Genomic DNA, 14,960 nt, shown 5'->3' with positions numbered 1-14,960 from the left:
GCTGCCCCGACGGCCCGGTCGCCGCTCGGCTGCACCAGGGCGCGCGGCTGGCGACCGCCGCCACCGCCGGTTTCGCCGCGTTCCTCCGTGCCGAGCTGGCACCCGGGGCCTCCGAGGTGGACGGTGTGGGCGGCGACCTGTACCGGGTCACCGCCCGCAGTTTCCTCGGCGCGACGGTCGACCTCGACGAGGTGTACGAGTACGGCTGGGCGGAGTTGGCAGGCACCGCCGCCGAGCTGCGGACCGTCGCGGGTGAGCTGGGCCATTCGCGGGTGGCTGCCGCGCGGGCGGCCCTGGACGCCGACCCGGCCGGGCGGGTGGCGGCCGGGCCAGCCCTGGAGGAGTGGCTGCGCCAGCGCACCGAGCAGCTGACCGACGCCCTCGACGGCACCCATTTCGACATCCCGTCCGCCACCCGCCGGGTGGTGTGCCGGATCAGCCCCGCCACGTCCGGGGTCATGTACTACACGCCCCCCGACCCGGCGTTGACGCGTCCCGGCGCGATCTGGTGGTCGGTGCCCACCGGCGCGTCGACGGTGCCGGTGTGGCGGCACGTCGGGACGCTCTGCCACGAGGGGCTGCCCGGCCACCACCTCCAGCACGCCGTCACCCTCACCACCGGCGCCCTGCACCCGTGGCAGCGCACCCTCTGCCAGGTGCACGGGTACGCCGAGGGGTGGGCGCACTACGCCGAGCGTCTCGCCGACGAGATCGGCCTGTACGCCGACCCGGCCGAGCGGCTCGGCATGCTCGACGGTCAGCTGTGGCGGGCCGCCCGCGTGGTCATCGACCTGGGTCTGCACCTCGGGCTGCCGATCCCGGCCGGCAACGGGTTCACCGAGGAACGCCGTTGGACGCCTTCTCTCGCGGTGGACGTCCTCACCCGTGTCGTCGGGCTGGACGCCGAGACCGCGCGCTTCGAGGTCGACAGGTATCTCGGCTGGCCGGCGCAGGCCCTGGCCTTCAAGGTCGGCGCGCGGCTGTGGCAGCAGGCCCGCCGGGACGCCGAGCGGCGCGAGGGTACGGCCTTCGACCGGAAACGCTTCCACCACACCGCGTTGGCGCTCGGACCCATGGGACTGGACCCGCTCCGCGCCTGCCTGGCCGACCTGCCCTGACCCCCCGCACCGCCGTACCCGATCGGAAGTGACAGCCGATGAGCGATGAGCTCACCACCACCATCACCGACCTGTACCGGTCCCTCGGCGACCGGCCGGCCTTCGACGCGCACCTGCATCCCGACCTGACGTTCTGGGAGTCCGACGCCGACGGCCTGCTGTCCGGCCTGCCCGCGCTGGACGACCTGCGGGACCGGCGGGCGACCCGGGCGACGGGGGCGACGCCGATCTCGGTCGCGCCGGAACAGCTGCGTGCCGACGGCTGGGGCGACACCGGTCTGGTCCGGTACGTGCTGCGGGCCCGCTTCGCCGACAGCCGGCCGGACGAGTGTTTCCGGGTTACCGACGTCCTGCGCCGTGAGGACGGCTCCTGGCGCATCGTGCACCACCACGCGGAGGCCGTCCGATGAGCGCCGAGGAACCCACCACCGACCTGTACGACCTGCGGGTCGTGGTGGAGCGGATCGAGGGCCGCTCGGTGTGCGGCCTCAAGCCGGGCGACCACTTCGACGTGACGGAGTCGAATCGGGTGACCATCCCTGCCGGGGGGCACTTCTGCCTCTACGCCCTGGCGGCGTGCCTGCCGTTGCTGCCGGCGAAGCAGCGGGCGCTGGCCGAGGGCGACTGGATGGCCCGGGACAGCCACGTCGCCTGTCCGGACCCGGACGAGCGGCTCATCATGCGCATCGAGCGGACCGGCCTTCAGCGCATCCCCACCGAGGAGCTGACGTGAGCGCTGGGCTGGTCGGCATCGGCCTGCAGTCCGACAAGTCCGCCGACGAGTACGCGGAGCTTGCCGAGTTGACCGAGCGGCACGGCTTCGACGTGCTGTCGGTCTTCGGTGACCTGATGTACCAACCGCCGATCTTCCCGTTGCTGGTGGCGGCCCGGCACACCCGGCGGATCCGCCTGGGGGCGGCGTGCCTCAACCCGTTCACCATGCACCCGGTCGAGGTCGCCGGTCAGGTGGCCGCGCTGGACCTGGCCTCGCGGGGTCGGGCCTACCTGGGCCTGGCCCGGGGCACCTGGCTCAACGAGATCGGTGTGCCGCAGGTCCGTCCGATCCGGCGCATCGTCGAGACGGTCGCCGTCGTGCGGCTGCTGCTCGCCGGCGACGACAGCGGTTTCCAGGGTGGGGAGTTCACTGTCGCGCCGGGCACGTCGCTGCGGTACACGCCGGCCCGTGCCGACGTGCCGGTCCTCGTCGGCACCTGGGGGCGACAGACCGCACGGGCGGCGGCCGGGTTCGCCGGCGAGGTCAAGGTCGGCGGGTCGGCGAACCCGGCGATGGCCCGGATGATGCGCGCCTGGCTGGATGACGCGGCGGTCACGGACCGGGACGGCACGGGTGTCGTGCTCGGCGCGGTCACCGTCGTCGACGAGGACGGTGCGCTGGCACGGCGGGTGGCCCGCCGGGAGGTGGCCATGTACCTGGCGGTGGTGGCCGCCCTCGACCCGACGATCGAGGTGGACCCGGAGCTGCTGGCCCGGCTCCAGCAGCACGTCGGCCGTCGGGAGGATGACCTCGCCGGCGCGCTGATCGGCGACGACCTGCTTGATCTGTTCGCTTTCTCCGGCACGCCGGAGCACGTCGCGGGGCAGGCGGCGGCGGTGTTCGACGCCGGGGCGAGTCGGGTGGAGTTCGGCACCCCGCACGGGTTGACGCCGCACGGCGGCATCGACCTGCTCGGCCGGCGGGTGCTCCCACTGTTAAGAGCGTGAAAACCTCCTCGTCGAGGGCTCCCCGAAGATCGTTGACCTGCATATGATCTTGCGGGAAGTTGCCCGAAGAGGCACTTTCGTCCACATTAGACGAGGAGCACCATGCTCAGGAAAACGCGGTGGCTGTTGGCGGTTGCCGTCACGGCCACGACGCTGACCGCCCTACCGGGCGGCGCAGCCACAGCCGGCGGCATCGACCGACCCGGCGCACCCGCCGCCTCGGTCGACGGCAAGACCCACACCGTCACGTTGCTGACCGGCGACGTGGTGACCGTCCGCAGCAACGGCTCGGGGTGCCCGCAGGCCACGATCCGGCCGGTCGACGAGAACGCGGTGATCCAGCAGAGCTGCGGCCCCGACGGTCACCTGCACGTCATCCCCGCCCGCGTCGCGTCCCAGGTCGGCCCGGTCCTCGACCCCGACCTGTTCGACGTCACCACCCTGATCGCCGACGGCTACGACGACGACAACTCCGCCGAGCTGCCGCTGATCGTGCAGCCCGCCACCGCGTCCGCCCGGGTGGCCGCGCTCGGTGACGTGCTCCCGCTGCCCAGCATCGGCGCGGTAGCCGGCCGCGTACCCAAGAAGAGCCCCGCCACCGCGAAGCTCGCCACCAACTCGCTGCTCGCCGGCGCGAAGAAGGTCTGGCTCGACCGCAAGGTGCACGCCACCGCCCTGACCGGCGGTGGGCGACCCGCCGGCCTGGACCGCAACCTCGGCCAGATCGCCGCGCCGGACGCCTGGAAGGCCGGCTACACCGGCAAGGGCGTCCGGGTCGCGGTGCTCGACACCGGCGCCGACTTCACCCACCCGGACCTGGTCGGCCGGGTCGCCGAGCGGGCCGACTTCACCGCCGAGGGTGGTGACGCCGTCGACCACAACGGCCACGGTACGCACGTCGCCTCGACAATCGCCGGCACCGGCGCGGCCGCCCACGGTCAGCGTCGCGGCGTGGCGCCGGACGCCAAGCTGGTGATCGGCAAGGTTCTCGACGACCACGGCTCCGGCGAGGACTCCGGCATCATCGCCGGCATGGAGTGGGCCGCCACCCGGGCCGACGTCATCAACATGAGCCTCGGCGGCAGCGCACCGGACGACGGCACCGACCCGCTCTCGCTCGCCGTCGACGGTCTGAGCAAGTCCACCGGCGCCCTGTTCGTCATCGCCGCGGGCAACAGCGGCGCGCAGATCTCCTCGCCCGGGTCGGCCGCCACCGCGCTCACCGTCGGGGCCGTCGACCGCGACGACAAGCTCGCCGACTTCTCCAGCCGGGGACCGCTTGTCACCAGCAACGTGGCCAAGCCGGAGCTCGTCGCACCCGGTGTCGACATCGTCGCCGCCCGGGCCGCCGGCACCAACCTCCAGGACCCGATCGACAGGTACTACGAGGCGATCAGCGGCACCTCGATGGCGAGCCCGCACGTGGCGGGCGCCGCCGCGCTGCTCGCCCAGCGCCACCCGGACTGGACCGGAGAGCGGCTCAAGGCCGCCCTCGTCGGCGCCGCCGACCCGCTCACCGGCATCGACCCGTACGCCGTCGGCGCCGGCCGGCTCAACGCGGCCCGTGCCCTCGGCGGCCCGACCAGCGACCAGCCGGTGGTCAACCTCGGCACGTTCGCCTACCCGCAGTCCGGAACCAACGAGACGAAGCTGAGCTGGACCGGCGAGTCGACTGCCGTCCTCGACCTCGACGTGTCGATCGTCAACCACGACGGCCAGCCCGTGCCGCGCGGCGCGGCATCGTTGTCGACGAGCCGGGTGACCCTCAAGCGCGGCGCCACCGGGGCGGCGACCCTGCGGATCAACCGCGCTGCGCTGGGCAGCCGGCCGGGTTTCTACCTGGCCACCGTCACCGCCCGCACCGGCCGCAAGCCGGTCGTGACCACGCCGGTGAGTTTCTACGTCGAGCCGCCCAGCTACGACCTGACGATCCACACCAAGCCGATGCCCGGCCTGCGGGACGGCGCGGACACCTGGATCAACCTGATGGTCGCCAACCTCACCGACCCCCTGCTGTTCTACGGCGGGGGCGGCGGAACGCCCGGTGAGACCTTCACCCTGCGGGTGCCGGCCGGCCGGTACTCGGTGCTCGGCGCGTCGGTCGCCTACTACGTCGACAGCGACGTGCAGGAGAGCACCCTCACCGCGGCGGGTGACCTGGACGTGCACGCCCCCCGAAGCGTGACCCTCGACCCGGCGCAGGCCCGGCCAGTCACGGCGACCGTCGACGGGGCGGCCACCACGACCACCCGGACCGACGTCACCACCTTCCAGACCGCGGTGAACGGCCTGCCGTGGTGGCACCAGATCAGCGGGTTCGGCGTGGCCACGGCGGTCCGCAGCGTGGCGATCCCGAAGCCCACCATCGGATCGCGGCGTAGCTGGGCGGCCGTCAACATGGACTCGCCGGCCGGCACCGCGAAGCCGTACCGCTACAACATCGTGCACGAGTACGCCAACGGCGTGCCGGCCGACCCGTCGTTCCGGGTGACCAGGGCCGAGCAGGCCCGACTGGCCCGCATCGACGAGCGGTTCCACCAGACCGACTCACCGGAGATGTACACCCTGCTGGTCCGCACGGGCTCCACTCCTGACGGGGTGGCGGTGACCCAGACCTACGAGGGCGTCATGCCGCCGAGCCGGACGTCGTACCTCTCACCGGAGATCGTCTGGGCCGACCAGGGTGTCTACGGCGGACTGGGGGCCATGGAGGCGCCGCGTCAGTACCGGCCGGGCAGCCAGCAGTCCAAGGTCTGGGCGCGGCAGCCGCTGCACTCCGACTGGTACGACGACCCGGCCGGCGCCGACTGGAGCTGCGCCACCGCGCCGTCGCGGTCCCGGGGCAACCTGCACCTGGACATGGTGACGCTGACCGACCAGCACCAGCGGGCCGACTGCCTTCAGGGCGAGGCGGTCGGTGTGAAGCGCAAGCTGTCGCTGTACCGCGACGGCAAGCTGGTCGACGAGCGGTCCGGCCCGTACGGCGACTTCACCGTTCCGCAGTCGATGGCCGACTACCGGGTGACCCTCGACGTCGACACGAGCCTGATCCTCCCGATCTCCACCAAGGTCAACACATCGTGGACGTTCCGGTCCGCCGGCCCGGACGGGACCGGGAGCGTGCCGTTGCCGCTGCTCGCGGTCGACTACGCCCTGCCGATGGACCACAACAACCACCCGGTCGACGGAACGGCCGAGCTGGCCGTCCGGCAGGCGCACGGTGTGAAGGCGCAGAAGGTGACGTCGTTCCAGGTCTGGACGTCGACCGACGACGGCGCCACCTGGAAGTCGGCCCGGGTCACCGGCAGCGGTGACAGTTACCGGGTCGAGCTGCCGAAGGCCGCCTCCGGGCAGGCAGTCTCGCTGCGGGTGAAGGCCGCCGCCAACGGCGGTAGCGGAATCGACCAGACGATCATCCGGGCGTACCACGCCGGCTGATGGTCACCCCGCTGGTGCGGCCCGGCTCCGGCCGGGCCGCACCACCGGCCAACGTCACTGGCCCTCCCAGACCGCCTTCGCCCCGGAGTCGCCGGTGCGCACCACGTAATACACGGTGACGGCGGCGGCCACCAGCGACAGCACCTGCAACGCCAGGGTCAGCGGCCGAGCGGGTCGCCCGTCCGCGCTGGCGTCGGCGGCCCTCGGCGGGACGAGCCGGACCAGCGCCAGGGCCACCACGCCCAACCCGATGCTGGCGTAGAGCGTGATGTCACCGAACTCCTGGTGCGCCTCCAGCTTTGGCAGGAACTCAGGCGTGACCCGGTTGGCGGCGCGCATCCGCTCGAGGAAGGCGTCGCCGGAGAGCTTGGTCAGCAGGGCGGCGACCGGCGCACCCACCGCCAGCAGACCCAGCACCCACCGGGTGTGCGGCCGGATCTGCGGGACGAACGCGTAGCCGACAGTCAGCAGGGCCAGCAGCGGCACGAACGCGACAGCGGCGTGCAGCAGCAGAGGGTGGGCCGGGATGCCCATGATCTCCTCGAACATCGGCGTCTCCTCCGGTGACATCGGCCTGGACGGTGATCGTCCACACCGGGACGCTATCGGTACCAAGCGGGCGTGTCATCTCCGCCGATCGATCAGGTCGTCGCCGCGCGTACGCCGAGGCCGACCAGGATCACGCCGGTCAGCCGATCGAGCATTCGTCGCACCGAGGCGGTGCGGAGCAACCGGGCGGCGGCACCGGAGAGGAAGGTCCAGCCGGCGAGCCAACAGGTGTGCAGCGCGGCGTGCGCCGTGGCGAGCAGCACCATCGGCAGCAGGACCGGTCGGCCCGGTTCGAGGAACTGCGGCGCCAAGGTGAGGTAGATGGCGGCGGCCTTGGGGTTCAGCACGTTGCCGAGCAACCCTTGCAGGTACGGGTGGTCCACCCGCCAGGGCAACCTCCGGGCGGAAACCGTCGGTCGCCGTTCCGCCTCCGGGCGACGGCGCGACGCGGACCAGAGCATCCAGAGCCCGAGCCCGACCAGATAAGCGGCCCCGACCAGCTTGACCACCCAGAACGCCTGCGACGATCGGAGCACCAGCGCGGCCAGGCCGACAGCGGCCAGCGTGGCGTGCACGTAGAGCCCGGTGACCGTACCCAGGATGACCCACCAGCCCTGCCGCCGCCCGCCGGTGGTGACCCGCGAGACGACCAGGGTCAGGCTCGCGCCCGGCGTGGCGGTGATCGGCGCGACGGCGACCAGGAAGCCGAGCACCGCGACCCCTTGCATCCTCAGACCACCACCCGGTAGTGGGTGGTGAGCAGGCCGGCGTCGTCGTAGACGTGGAACGCGACGCCGGGCGGCTGGGTCTGGGTGGTCAACGGGCCGTCGCCCTCCCAGGGCATCCGCAGGGTGGAGACCACACCCGGGGCGATCCGCAGTGGACGGCCCGCGAAGGTGCTCGCGGCGGCGGTGTGGAAATGCCCGGTCAGCACGGCGACGACCTGCGGGTGGGCGGCGACGAGCGCGGCCAGGGGGTCGGCCGGCAGTAGCCGCATCGGGTCGATGACCGGGTGGTGCAACACCACCGGCGGGTGATGCAGGGCGATGAACGTGGGTGTCCCGGCCGGCACCGAACCCAACTCGTCGGCGAGCCAGGCCATCGTCTCCTCGTCCAGGTGACCGTCGTCCGCACCGGGCACGGAGGAGTCGGCGAGGAGGAAGACCGCCCCGGCCACGTCGTGGCGGGCGTTGATCGGGCCGGTGCCGCCGCCGTCGTCACCGAGCAGACCCTTGCGGTACGCGGCGCGCACATCGTGGTTGCCGGGGCAGACCATGACCGGCAGCGGGGATTCGAAGAGCTTCGCGGCGGTCTCGTACTCGGCCACCTCGCCGTTGTCGGCGACGTCCCCGGTGATCAGGATCGCGTCGACAGGTCGTGGCAGGCCGTGCAGATAGTCCATGACCCGGGCGGTCCGCTCGGCCGACCGGGGATGGCTGTCGAGGTGGGTGTCACTGAGGTGCGCGATGACCAGCACGAGGCTCTCCTAACGGCTATCAACGTGAAAGCCGTCAGGAACGCTACTCCGGGCCAGGTCGGCCAGCGCAGCGCGATGACCGCCGCGGTCAGCTCCGCGAGCGCGGCAGGCAGTCCTTCTTGTACTTGAGGCCCGACCCGCACCAGCAGGCGTCGTTGCGCTCCGGCGGCCAGGCGATCCGCGCGCTGGGCCGCGCCGACACCTCGGCCGCGTAGCCCGCGCGGACCGCCGCGTCAGCCGGATCGCCGTCACGTCGACCGGCGAACGCGGTCAACCCGGCCACTGTCGCGCCGAACACGCCCAAACCGGCCTGACCGGCACCCCGCAGCCGAACGAGCTCCGTCTCCAGCCGGCCCCGGTGCGCGTCCCAGTCCGGCCCATAGACGTCGGCGAGGGCGGGATGCTCGGCGAGCAGGCGATCGAACTCGGCCCGCGGCCAGAAGAGCAGATCCGACTCGGCGTCCCTGCGCTCCCCGGCCCGACGGACGAGCTGGGTCTCCAGCCGGTCCGCCAGGTCGTCCTGCCGGTCGTGCGGCAGGTTCAGGTTGCGTCGTACCCGATGGCGCTGTTGCAACAGGAAGAAGGCGACACCTGGCGCGTCCGGCGGACCGAGATCGACCACCGGGTCGATGGCGGTGCTGGCCGGCCCGGACGCGGCGGTCGCATGCTCCTTCAGGAGCGTGTCGACCGCCTCGCTCAGCCACGTCTCGGCGGTCGCCGAACGCCCACCGGCGTCCAGCGCGGCACTGACGTAGGCGGGGGCGTCGGGCTGCACGAGCAGCAACGGGCGCAACGCGGTCAACTCCGCCATCGCCTCGTCGTCGTGACCGCCGGCCCGGAACAGCGTGCGGGCCCGCAGCGCGCGGGCGAACCCGGCCCGAGGATCATCGGCGGACGGGTACGCCGTCAGGGCCTGCTCCGCGTACCGCAGCGCGGCCTCGGGCCTGGCCCGGATCTCCGCGATCTCGGCGGCGAGCGTCAGCGCGTCCCCGGCATCGTCCGGGTCCTCCAACCGGCCCTGCTCGACGGCCTCCGCGAGGTCGGCGGCGACACCGAGCGGATTCGCCGTCCCGAGCGCCGAGCGGCGAAGTTCGGCGAGGTCAGCCTTGGTGAGTGTCTCTCTCGTCGGCACGATCTCACGGTACGTCGGGGTGCTCGCGGTACGAGGGCAGATCACCTGTTACCCCGCTCTCATGCCGCCCGCCGGGCGGACTACGACCACGCGCCGGCCGCAGCGGCCCGCGTGGCGTAGGTGTCGAAGTCGAGCGGGTCCCGTCCGAGAACCCGACGTACTCCGTCGGTCGGTTCGGCGAGGTGGCCCGCCCGCATCCCGGCGAACAGGGCGTTCAGCGCCGTGGCCGCCTCCGCCGGAAAGCCCTCGGCGAGCAGTTCGGCGTGGTACTGCTCCGGGCTGAGCTCCACATAGCGGATCGAGCGGCCGGTCACCCGCGCGATCGTCGCCACCGCTGCGGCGAAGGTGAGCGCACGGGGGCCGGACAGGTCGTACACCTGTTCGTGGTGACCTGGCGAGGTGAGCAGCGTCGCCGCCACGTCGGCGACGTCCTGGGCGTCGACGAACGGCTCGGGCGTGGCCCCCATCGGCAGGGCCAGCCGACCATCGAGCAGTGGTTGGCGAAACAGGTCCTCGCTGAAGTTCTGACTGAAGTTGTTCGCCCGGATGATCGTCCACTCGATGCCGGACCTCCGCACCGCCTCTTCCGCGGCGAGCATGCCGGGGGAGAAGTCACTGACCCGGTCGATTCCGCGCCCGGAGAGCGCCACGATCCGGCCGACACCGGAGTCGACTGCCTGCGTCACGAAGTCGGTGGCCAGCGCCGGGTCCTCCGGAGCGAGCAGATAGACAGCAGAGGCACCCGCCACGGCCGGCCGCCAGGTGTCCCGCCGCGACCAGTCGAAGCGCACCTCACCGGAGCGAGAGGCGGCCCGGGCGTGGTGACCCGCCGCCCGCAGCGTCTGAACCAGCCGGCGACCGGTCTTACCGGTGCCGGCCATCACGAGTGTCGAAGGTGCGTCCGTCGTCATGACCACGAGTCAACGCGCCCCGTCGTGGGCGGGACATGTCCTGTCGTACGCCGGGCATGTCCGATCGTCCGCGGTCCATCCTCCGCGATCTATCGTCGGTGACATGGACCCGTTCGACAATCTGCTGCGCGGTCTGCACGCCGACGGCGCGGCATTCGGCCGGTCGGTGCTGACGCCGCCGTGGGCGCTGCGGTTCACCGACGGCGCCCCGCTGACGCTCTGCGTTCCGATGCGGGGCGAGGGCTGGATCTCGCATCCGGACAGCGACAAGCCTCGCCTGGTCCGGGTCGGCGAGGCGGCCATCGTGCGCGGGCCGGCGCCGTTCGTCTTCTCCGCCGAGCCCCGGTCGAGCTTCGAGCCCGGGGAACTGCGCGACGTCCGGCGCGGCCAGACCGGGGTCGTCGACCCGGCGGGCGCGGATCACACCGACCGACCCGTGCTGCTGGTCGGGGTGTACCACGTCCGGGGTCGGGTGCCTCAGCGGTTGCTGGGCGCGCTGCCGCCGGTCCTCGTCGTGCCAGAAGACCAGGACTGCGCCGCGCTGCGCGACTACCTGGACGCCCAGCTCGACGCGGGTCGGCCCGGACGGCAGGTGGTGCTGGACCGCCTGCTGGACTGGTTGTTGGTGTGCACGGTTCGGGACTGGTTCGACCAGCCGGAGGCCGAGGCGCCCGGCTGGTACCGGGCGCTGAGCGACGACACTGTCGGTCCGGTGCTGCGCGCCATGCACGACGCCCCGGGCCGGCCGTGGACCCTGGCCAGCCTCGCCGCCCATGCCGGGGTCTCCCGTTCCACACTGGCGAAACGGTTCACCGCGTTGGTGGGTGAACCGCCGCTCACCTACCTGACCGACTGGCGCATGGCGGTGGCCGCCGACCTGCTCTCCGAATCGACAGCGACGGTCGCCGCCGTGGCGCGTCGCCTCGGGTACGCGGACGCGTTCGGCTTCAGCGCGGCCTTCAAACGCGTGCACGGCCTGAGCCCGAGCGGGCATCGACGGCTCACCCGGGTCGACGCCACGGCGGCGTGACCGGCACTCACCGGTCACGCTGTCGCTGCGACCCGGCCCTCGGCGGGCTCGTCTGACCAGTGTCGCGTCACCCGTCCTACCAGGACGCCCGGGATCAGCGCCCGTCGGTCTCTGGCTGGCGACGGTATCCAGCGGCACGGGCAGGTGCTACGGCGTATCAGGTAAGCATGACCGCAAATGTAAAAGCGCTCCGAGGGTCCCCTTGATCTGTGCATGATTAATGCGCTTGCGGCTTCGCCGAATGGCATTTCCGGGCAGCGATTTCCCATTGAAGACCATTACCGGAAGTAACTGACTAATGTTGCCCCGAGCAACGTTATGGTTCGATGCACGGCAAGATCGACGCATTGAGCTGCCGTTATGGCGACCGCTGGAGCTCGACGTCGACGACGGCAGGACGTCGATATAACTCTGAGTGACTGGATGTTCGGTCGCTCCGCAGCCGCTGAGGACGACTGTGGCTGGCGGCACGAAAGCCTGAATAGGCGTCGTCCACGTAATTAACCCGTAACGAATCGGACCCACAACGAAATCATTTGCCCGGCTAACGTTCCGGCACTAGAGCCGCCACCTGAACGGGGAACCGCTCAGGTGGCGGTGCCATGTGTCAGCACGATGAGGAGGGCGTCCCGCGTGGAGCCGATGGTCACGGAGCCCCAGGTGCTCCGCGCCGGAGAGCCGGGCGACGAACGGGTGCGGAGCGCAGCGTCGCCCGCCGCCCCGGTCCGGACGGTCAGCAGGTCGCCGACCCGGATCGCCCTTGCCCGGCTGCGCCGCGACCGGATCGCGATGATCTGCGCCGCGATCTGTGTCGCCTACGTCCTGATCGCGATCTTCGCGCCGTTGCTCGCCCGGGTGGAGGGGCAGAACGCCAGCGAGCTGCACCAGACCCTGATCGACGAGTTCGGCTTCCCGACGATCGGGCCGACCAGCGAACACTGGTTCGGGGTGGAGCCCCGCCTGGGCCGCGATCTCTTCGCCCGCTGGGTGTACGGCGCACGCCCGTCGCTCATCGTCGCCGTCGCGGTCACCACGATCACCACGATCATCGGCGTGGTCGTCGGCCTGGTCGCCGGCTTCTCCGGCGGCTGGGTCGACCGGGTGCTCTCCTGGCTGATCGACCTGGTGCTCAGCCTGCCGTACCTGCTCTTCGCGATCGCGAGCTCCGCCGTGCTGGTCGCCATCTTCGGCGGCGCCGACGGTGCCGGGTCCGAGGACGTGGCCCAGATCCGCTTCATCTCGCTGATCTGCGTGCTGTCGTTCTTCGGCTGGGCGAGCCTCGCCCGCCTGGTCCGGGGGCAGGTGCTCTCGCTGCGGGAGCGGGAGTTCGTCGCGGCGGCCAAAGTGCTCGGCATCCCGACCCGGCAGGTGCTCTTCAAGGAGCTGCTGCCGAACCTGGTGGCACCGATCGTGGTCTCCGTGTCGCTGGCCCTGCCCGGCTACGTCGTGGCGGAGGCCGGCCTGACCGTGCTCGGTGCGGGGTTGATCGAGCCCACACCGTCCTGGGGTCTGACGATCTCCGCCGCCACCACGTACTACCGGGCCGACCCGCTCTACCTGTGGCTGCCCGTACTCGGCATCACGATCCTGGTGCTCGCCCTGAGTCTGCTCGGCGACGCCGTACGCGATGCCTTCGATCCCCGGACCCGTCGATGAGGACGCCCTGGGCTGAAGTGAAACCGAAAGACAAGACAGGAGTACGTCTGTGAGGCAACTGAAGGTTGGTCTCGCCGCCGCGCTGGCCGCCACCATGGCGGTGGCCGGCTGCGGTAGCCCTTCGTCGAACAACGGCAGCAGCGGCGGGGGTGACTCCAAGGGCATCGAGACCCAGCAGAGCGCGCTCGACCCGACCGCCAAGGGACCGGCGGCCGAGGTGCCCGGCGCCAAGAAGGGCGGCGTCATCACTGTCTACTCCCAGCTGACCCCGAACACCTTCGACCCGACCGACACCTACTACGCCGACGCGTTGGCGATCGAGAAGCTGCTCTTCCGCAGCCCGACCCAGTTCGCGATCCGCAACGGCAAGCCGGTGCTCGTACCGGACCTGACCGACCTCGGCACCGTCTCGTCGGACAAGCTGACCTGGACGTTCAAGATGCAGTCGGGCATCAAGTACGCCGACGGCGGCGAGGTCAAGGTCGAGGACCTGGCGTACGCGATCAAGCGGTCGTTCGCCCACGACGTGTTCGCGAACGGTCCGACGTACCAGCTGACCACCTTCAAGGACGGCGACAAGTACAAGGGCCCCTACGTCAGCGGCGACGCCTACGCCGGTGTGGAGACCCCGGACCCGACCACGCTGGTCATCCACCTGGCCCGGCCGTTCGCGGACCTGCCCCTCTACCTGACCTTCCCGGTGTTCACGCCGATCCCGAAGGCCAAGGACACCAAGGAGAACTACAAGAACAACCCCCTCGCGACCGGGCCGTACCAGTTCGACACCTACACCCCCGGCACCGAGCTGAAGCTGAAGAAGAACCCGAACTGGGACCCGAACACCGACGCGGTGCGGCACCAGTACCCGGACGGCTTCGACTTCAAGTGGGGCGGCGAGGACCCGAAGACCCAGCAGCAGGTGCTCAACAGCGCCGGCGAGGACGCCAACGCCCTCAACTACGGTGCCGTCGACGCCTCGCTGATCCCGCAGCTCACCGGGGACAAGAAGGCCCAGCTGATCCAGGGCGAGCAGCCCTGCACCTACTCGGTGCAGATGGACACCCGCAAGATCCCGCTGGAGGTGCGTAAGGCGGTCGCCAAGGCGTACCCGTACGACCAGGTCAACAAGGCCGCCGGTCTGAACAGCTTCAACTCCCAGCCGGCCAGCACCGTCCTGCCGCCCAGCGTGCCGGGCTACACCAAGTACGAGCCGCTGCCAGGCCTGAGTGGTGTCGGCCAAGGCGACCCGGCCGCGGCCAAGGCCGACCTGGAGGCGGCCGGCAAGGTCGGCTTCGAGCTCAGCTGGTACTACGACAACACCAAGCCGATCCCGCAGCAGACCAACCAGATCCGGGTCGACGCGTTGAAGGCGGCCGGCTTCGCCGTGAAGCCGATCGGTGTCACCACCGCGGAGCTGCGCTCCAAGATCGCTGACTACGACGCTCCGGTCAACATGGGCCAGGCGCCGCAGGGTTGGTGCTCGGACTGGCCGAGCGGCGGCAGCTGGTTCCCGGTGCTGTTCCAGACGCACAGCATCTCCGACGGCCTCAGCTGGGGCGAGCTCAGCGACAAGGCGCTGGACGCCAAGATCGACGAGATCGGCAACCTCCCGGCCGACCAGGCCGTCGCCAAGTGGGGCGAGCTCGACAAGGAAATCATGGGCAGGTACGTGGCCCTGCCGCGCTACTACGGCAAGCTCGCCTTCGCCATCGGCACGAACATCGGTGGCGCCGAGGGCGACGCCTCCGCGGGTGAGCCGTTCTACCTGAACATGTTCCTCAAGAACTGACTCTCACCGCACTCCCAGTCGTGGGCGCCGGCCGGCCCCCCGCCCAGGGGCGGGCGGCGGCCCCCCCCCCCCCCCGCCCGGGAGGGGTGCCCCCCCCCCCCCCCCGGCCCCCCGCGCCACCGCCGGGGGCAGAAAAAT

General features: G+C 71.3%; 13 protein-coding genes. 8 read left to right on the top strand and 5 right to left on the bottom strand.

The annotated features are described in order from the left end of the window. From AB0B48_RS25770 to AB0B48_RS25750, 5 genes are all read left to right on the top strand, one after another. On the top strand, positions 1-1,118 hold a 1,118-nt coding region (locus AB0B48_RS25770; RefSeq protein ID WP_357206000.1), incomplete at its 5' end, for a DUF885 domain-containing protein. Between the two features lie 38 nt (positions 1,119-1,156). Further along, positions 1,157-1,528, top strand: a complete 372-nt coding sequence (locus tag AB0B48_RS25765; protein WP_357205997.1) for a nuclear transport factor 2 family protein — start codon at positions 1,157-1,159, stop codon at positions 1,526-1,528. Further along, positions 1,525-1,851 (top strand): TIGR04076 family protein, encoded by a 327-nt coding sequence (locus AB0B48_RS25760; protein WP_357205994.1) that lies wholly within the window; start codon positions 1,525-1,527, stop codon positions 1,849-1,851. Before AB0B48_RS25765 ends, AB0B48_RS25760 begins: the two co-directional genes overlap by 4 nt. Next, on the top strand, positions 1,848-2,840 hold the full coding sequence (locus AB0B48_RS25755; RefSeq protein WP_357205991.1) for an LLM class flavin-dependent oxidoreductase: 993 nt from the start codon (positions 1,848-1,850) through the stop codon (positions 2,838-2,840). Before AB0B48_RS25760 ends, AB0B48_RS25755 begins: the two co-directional genes overlap by 4 nt. A 102-nt stretch (positions 2,841-2,942) precedes the next feature. Then, complete coding sequence (locus AB0B48_RS25750; RefSeq protein ID WP_357205988.1) at positions 2,943-6,278, top strand: S8 family peptidase; 3,336 nt, start codon at positions 2,943-2,945, stop codon at positions 6,276-6,278. A gap of 54 nt (positions 6,279-6,332) precedes the next feature. On the opposite strand, the gene AB0B48_RS25745 is transcribed toward AB0B48_RS25750, so the two are convergent. The 5 genes from AB0B48_RS25745 to AB0B48_RS25725 form a co-directional block, all read right to left on the bottom strand. Then, positions 6,333-6,848 (bottom strand): DUF2231 domain-containing protein, encoded by a 516-nt coding sequence (locus tag AB0B48_RS25745; RefSeq protein WP_357205985.1) that lies wholly within the window; start codon positions 6,846-6,848, stop codon positions 6,333-6,335. A 71-nt stretch (positions 6,849-6,919) separates the two neighbouring features. Beyond that, positions 6,920-7,555 carry a LysE family translocator gene (locus AB0B48_RS25740; protein WP_357205982.1) on the bottom strand — a complete coding sequence of 212 codons (636 nt, stop codon included), beginning with the start codon at positions 7,553-7,555 and terminating at the stop codon, positions 6,920-6,922. Between the two features lie 2 nt (positions 7,556-7,557). After that, positions 7,558-8,304 (bottom strand): metallophosphoesterase, encoded by a 747-nt coding sequence (locus tag AB0B48_RS25735; RefSeq protein WP_357205980.1) that lies wholly within the window; start codon positions 8,302-8,304, stop codon positions 7,558-7,560. An 88-nt stretch (positions 8,305-8,392) separates the two neighbouring features. Further along, a complete protein-coding gene (locus AB0B48_RS25730) occupies positions 8,393-9,436 on the bottom strand; it encodes an SEC-C metal-binding domain-containing protein (protein ID WP_357205977.1) in 1,044 nt (347 codons plus the stop codon). A gap of 80 nt (positions 9,437-9,516) precedes the next feature. Then, positions 9,517-10,347 carry an NAD(P)H-binding protein gene (locus AB0B48_RS25725; RefSeq protein WP_357205974.1) on the bottom strand — a complete coding sequence of 277 codons (831 nt, stop codon included), beginning with the start codon at positions 10,345-10,347 and terminating at the stop codon, positions 9,517-9,519. Positions 10,348-10,450: 103 nt separating this feature from the next. Here AB0B48_RS25725 and AB0B48_RS25720 point away from each other — a divergent pair, with 103 nt between their 5' ends. From AB0B48_RS25720 to AB0B48_RS25710, 3 genes are all read left to right on the top strand, one after another. Further along, positions 10,451-11,377: an AraC family transcriptional regulator gene (locus tag AB0B48_RS25720; protein ID WP_357205971.1), complete on the top strand. Its 927-nt coding sequence runs from the start codon at positions 10,451-10,453 to the stop codon at positions 11,375-11,377. 642 nt (positions 11,378-12,019) lie between these two features. Then, entirely contained in the window at positions 12,020-13,033 is a 1,014-nt protein-coding gene (locus AB0B48_RS25715; RefSeq protein ID WP_357205968.1) for an ABC transporter permease, read from the top strand. Positions 13,034-13,082: 49 nt separating this feature from the next. Continuing rightward, the gene (locus AB0B48_RS25710; RefSeq protein WP_357205965.1) at positions 13,083-14,822 is read left to right on the top strand and encodes an ABC transporter substrate-binding protein; all 1,740 of its coding nucleotides are present in this window, start codon (positions 13,083-13,085) and stop codon (positions 14,820-14,822) included. Positions 14,823-14,960: the final 138 nt, after the last annotated feature.

Source organism: Micromonospora sp. NPDC049089 (genome assembly GCF_040648775.1).
GTDB lineage: Bacteria > Actinomycetota > Actinomycetes > Mycobacteriales > Micromonosporaceae > Micromonospora.
This window is presented reverse-complemented; position numbering and strand designations above follow the sequence as displayed.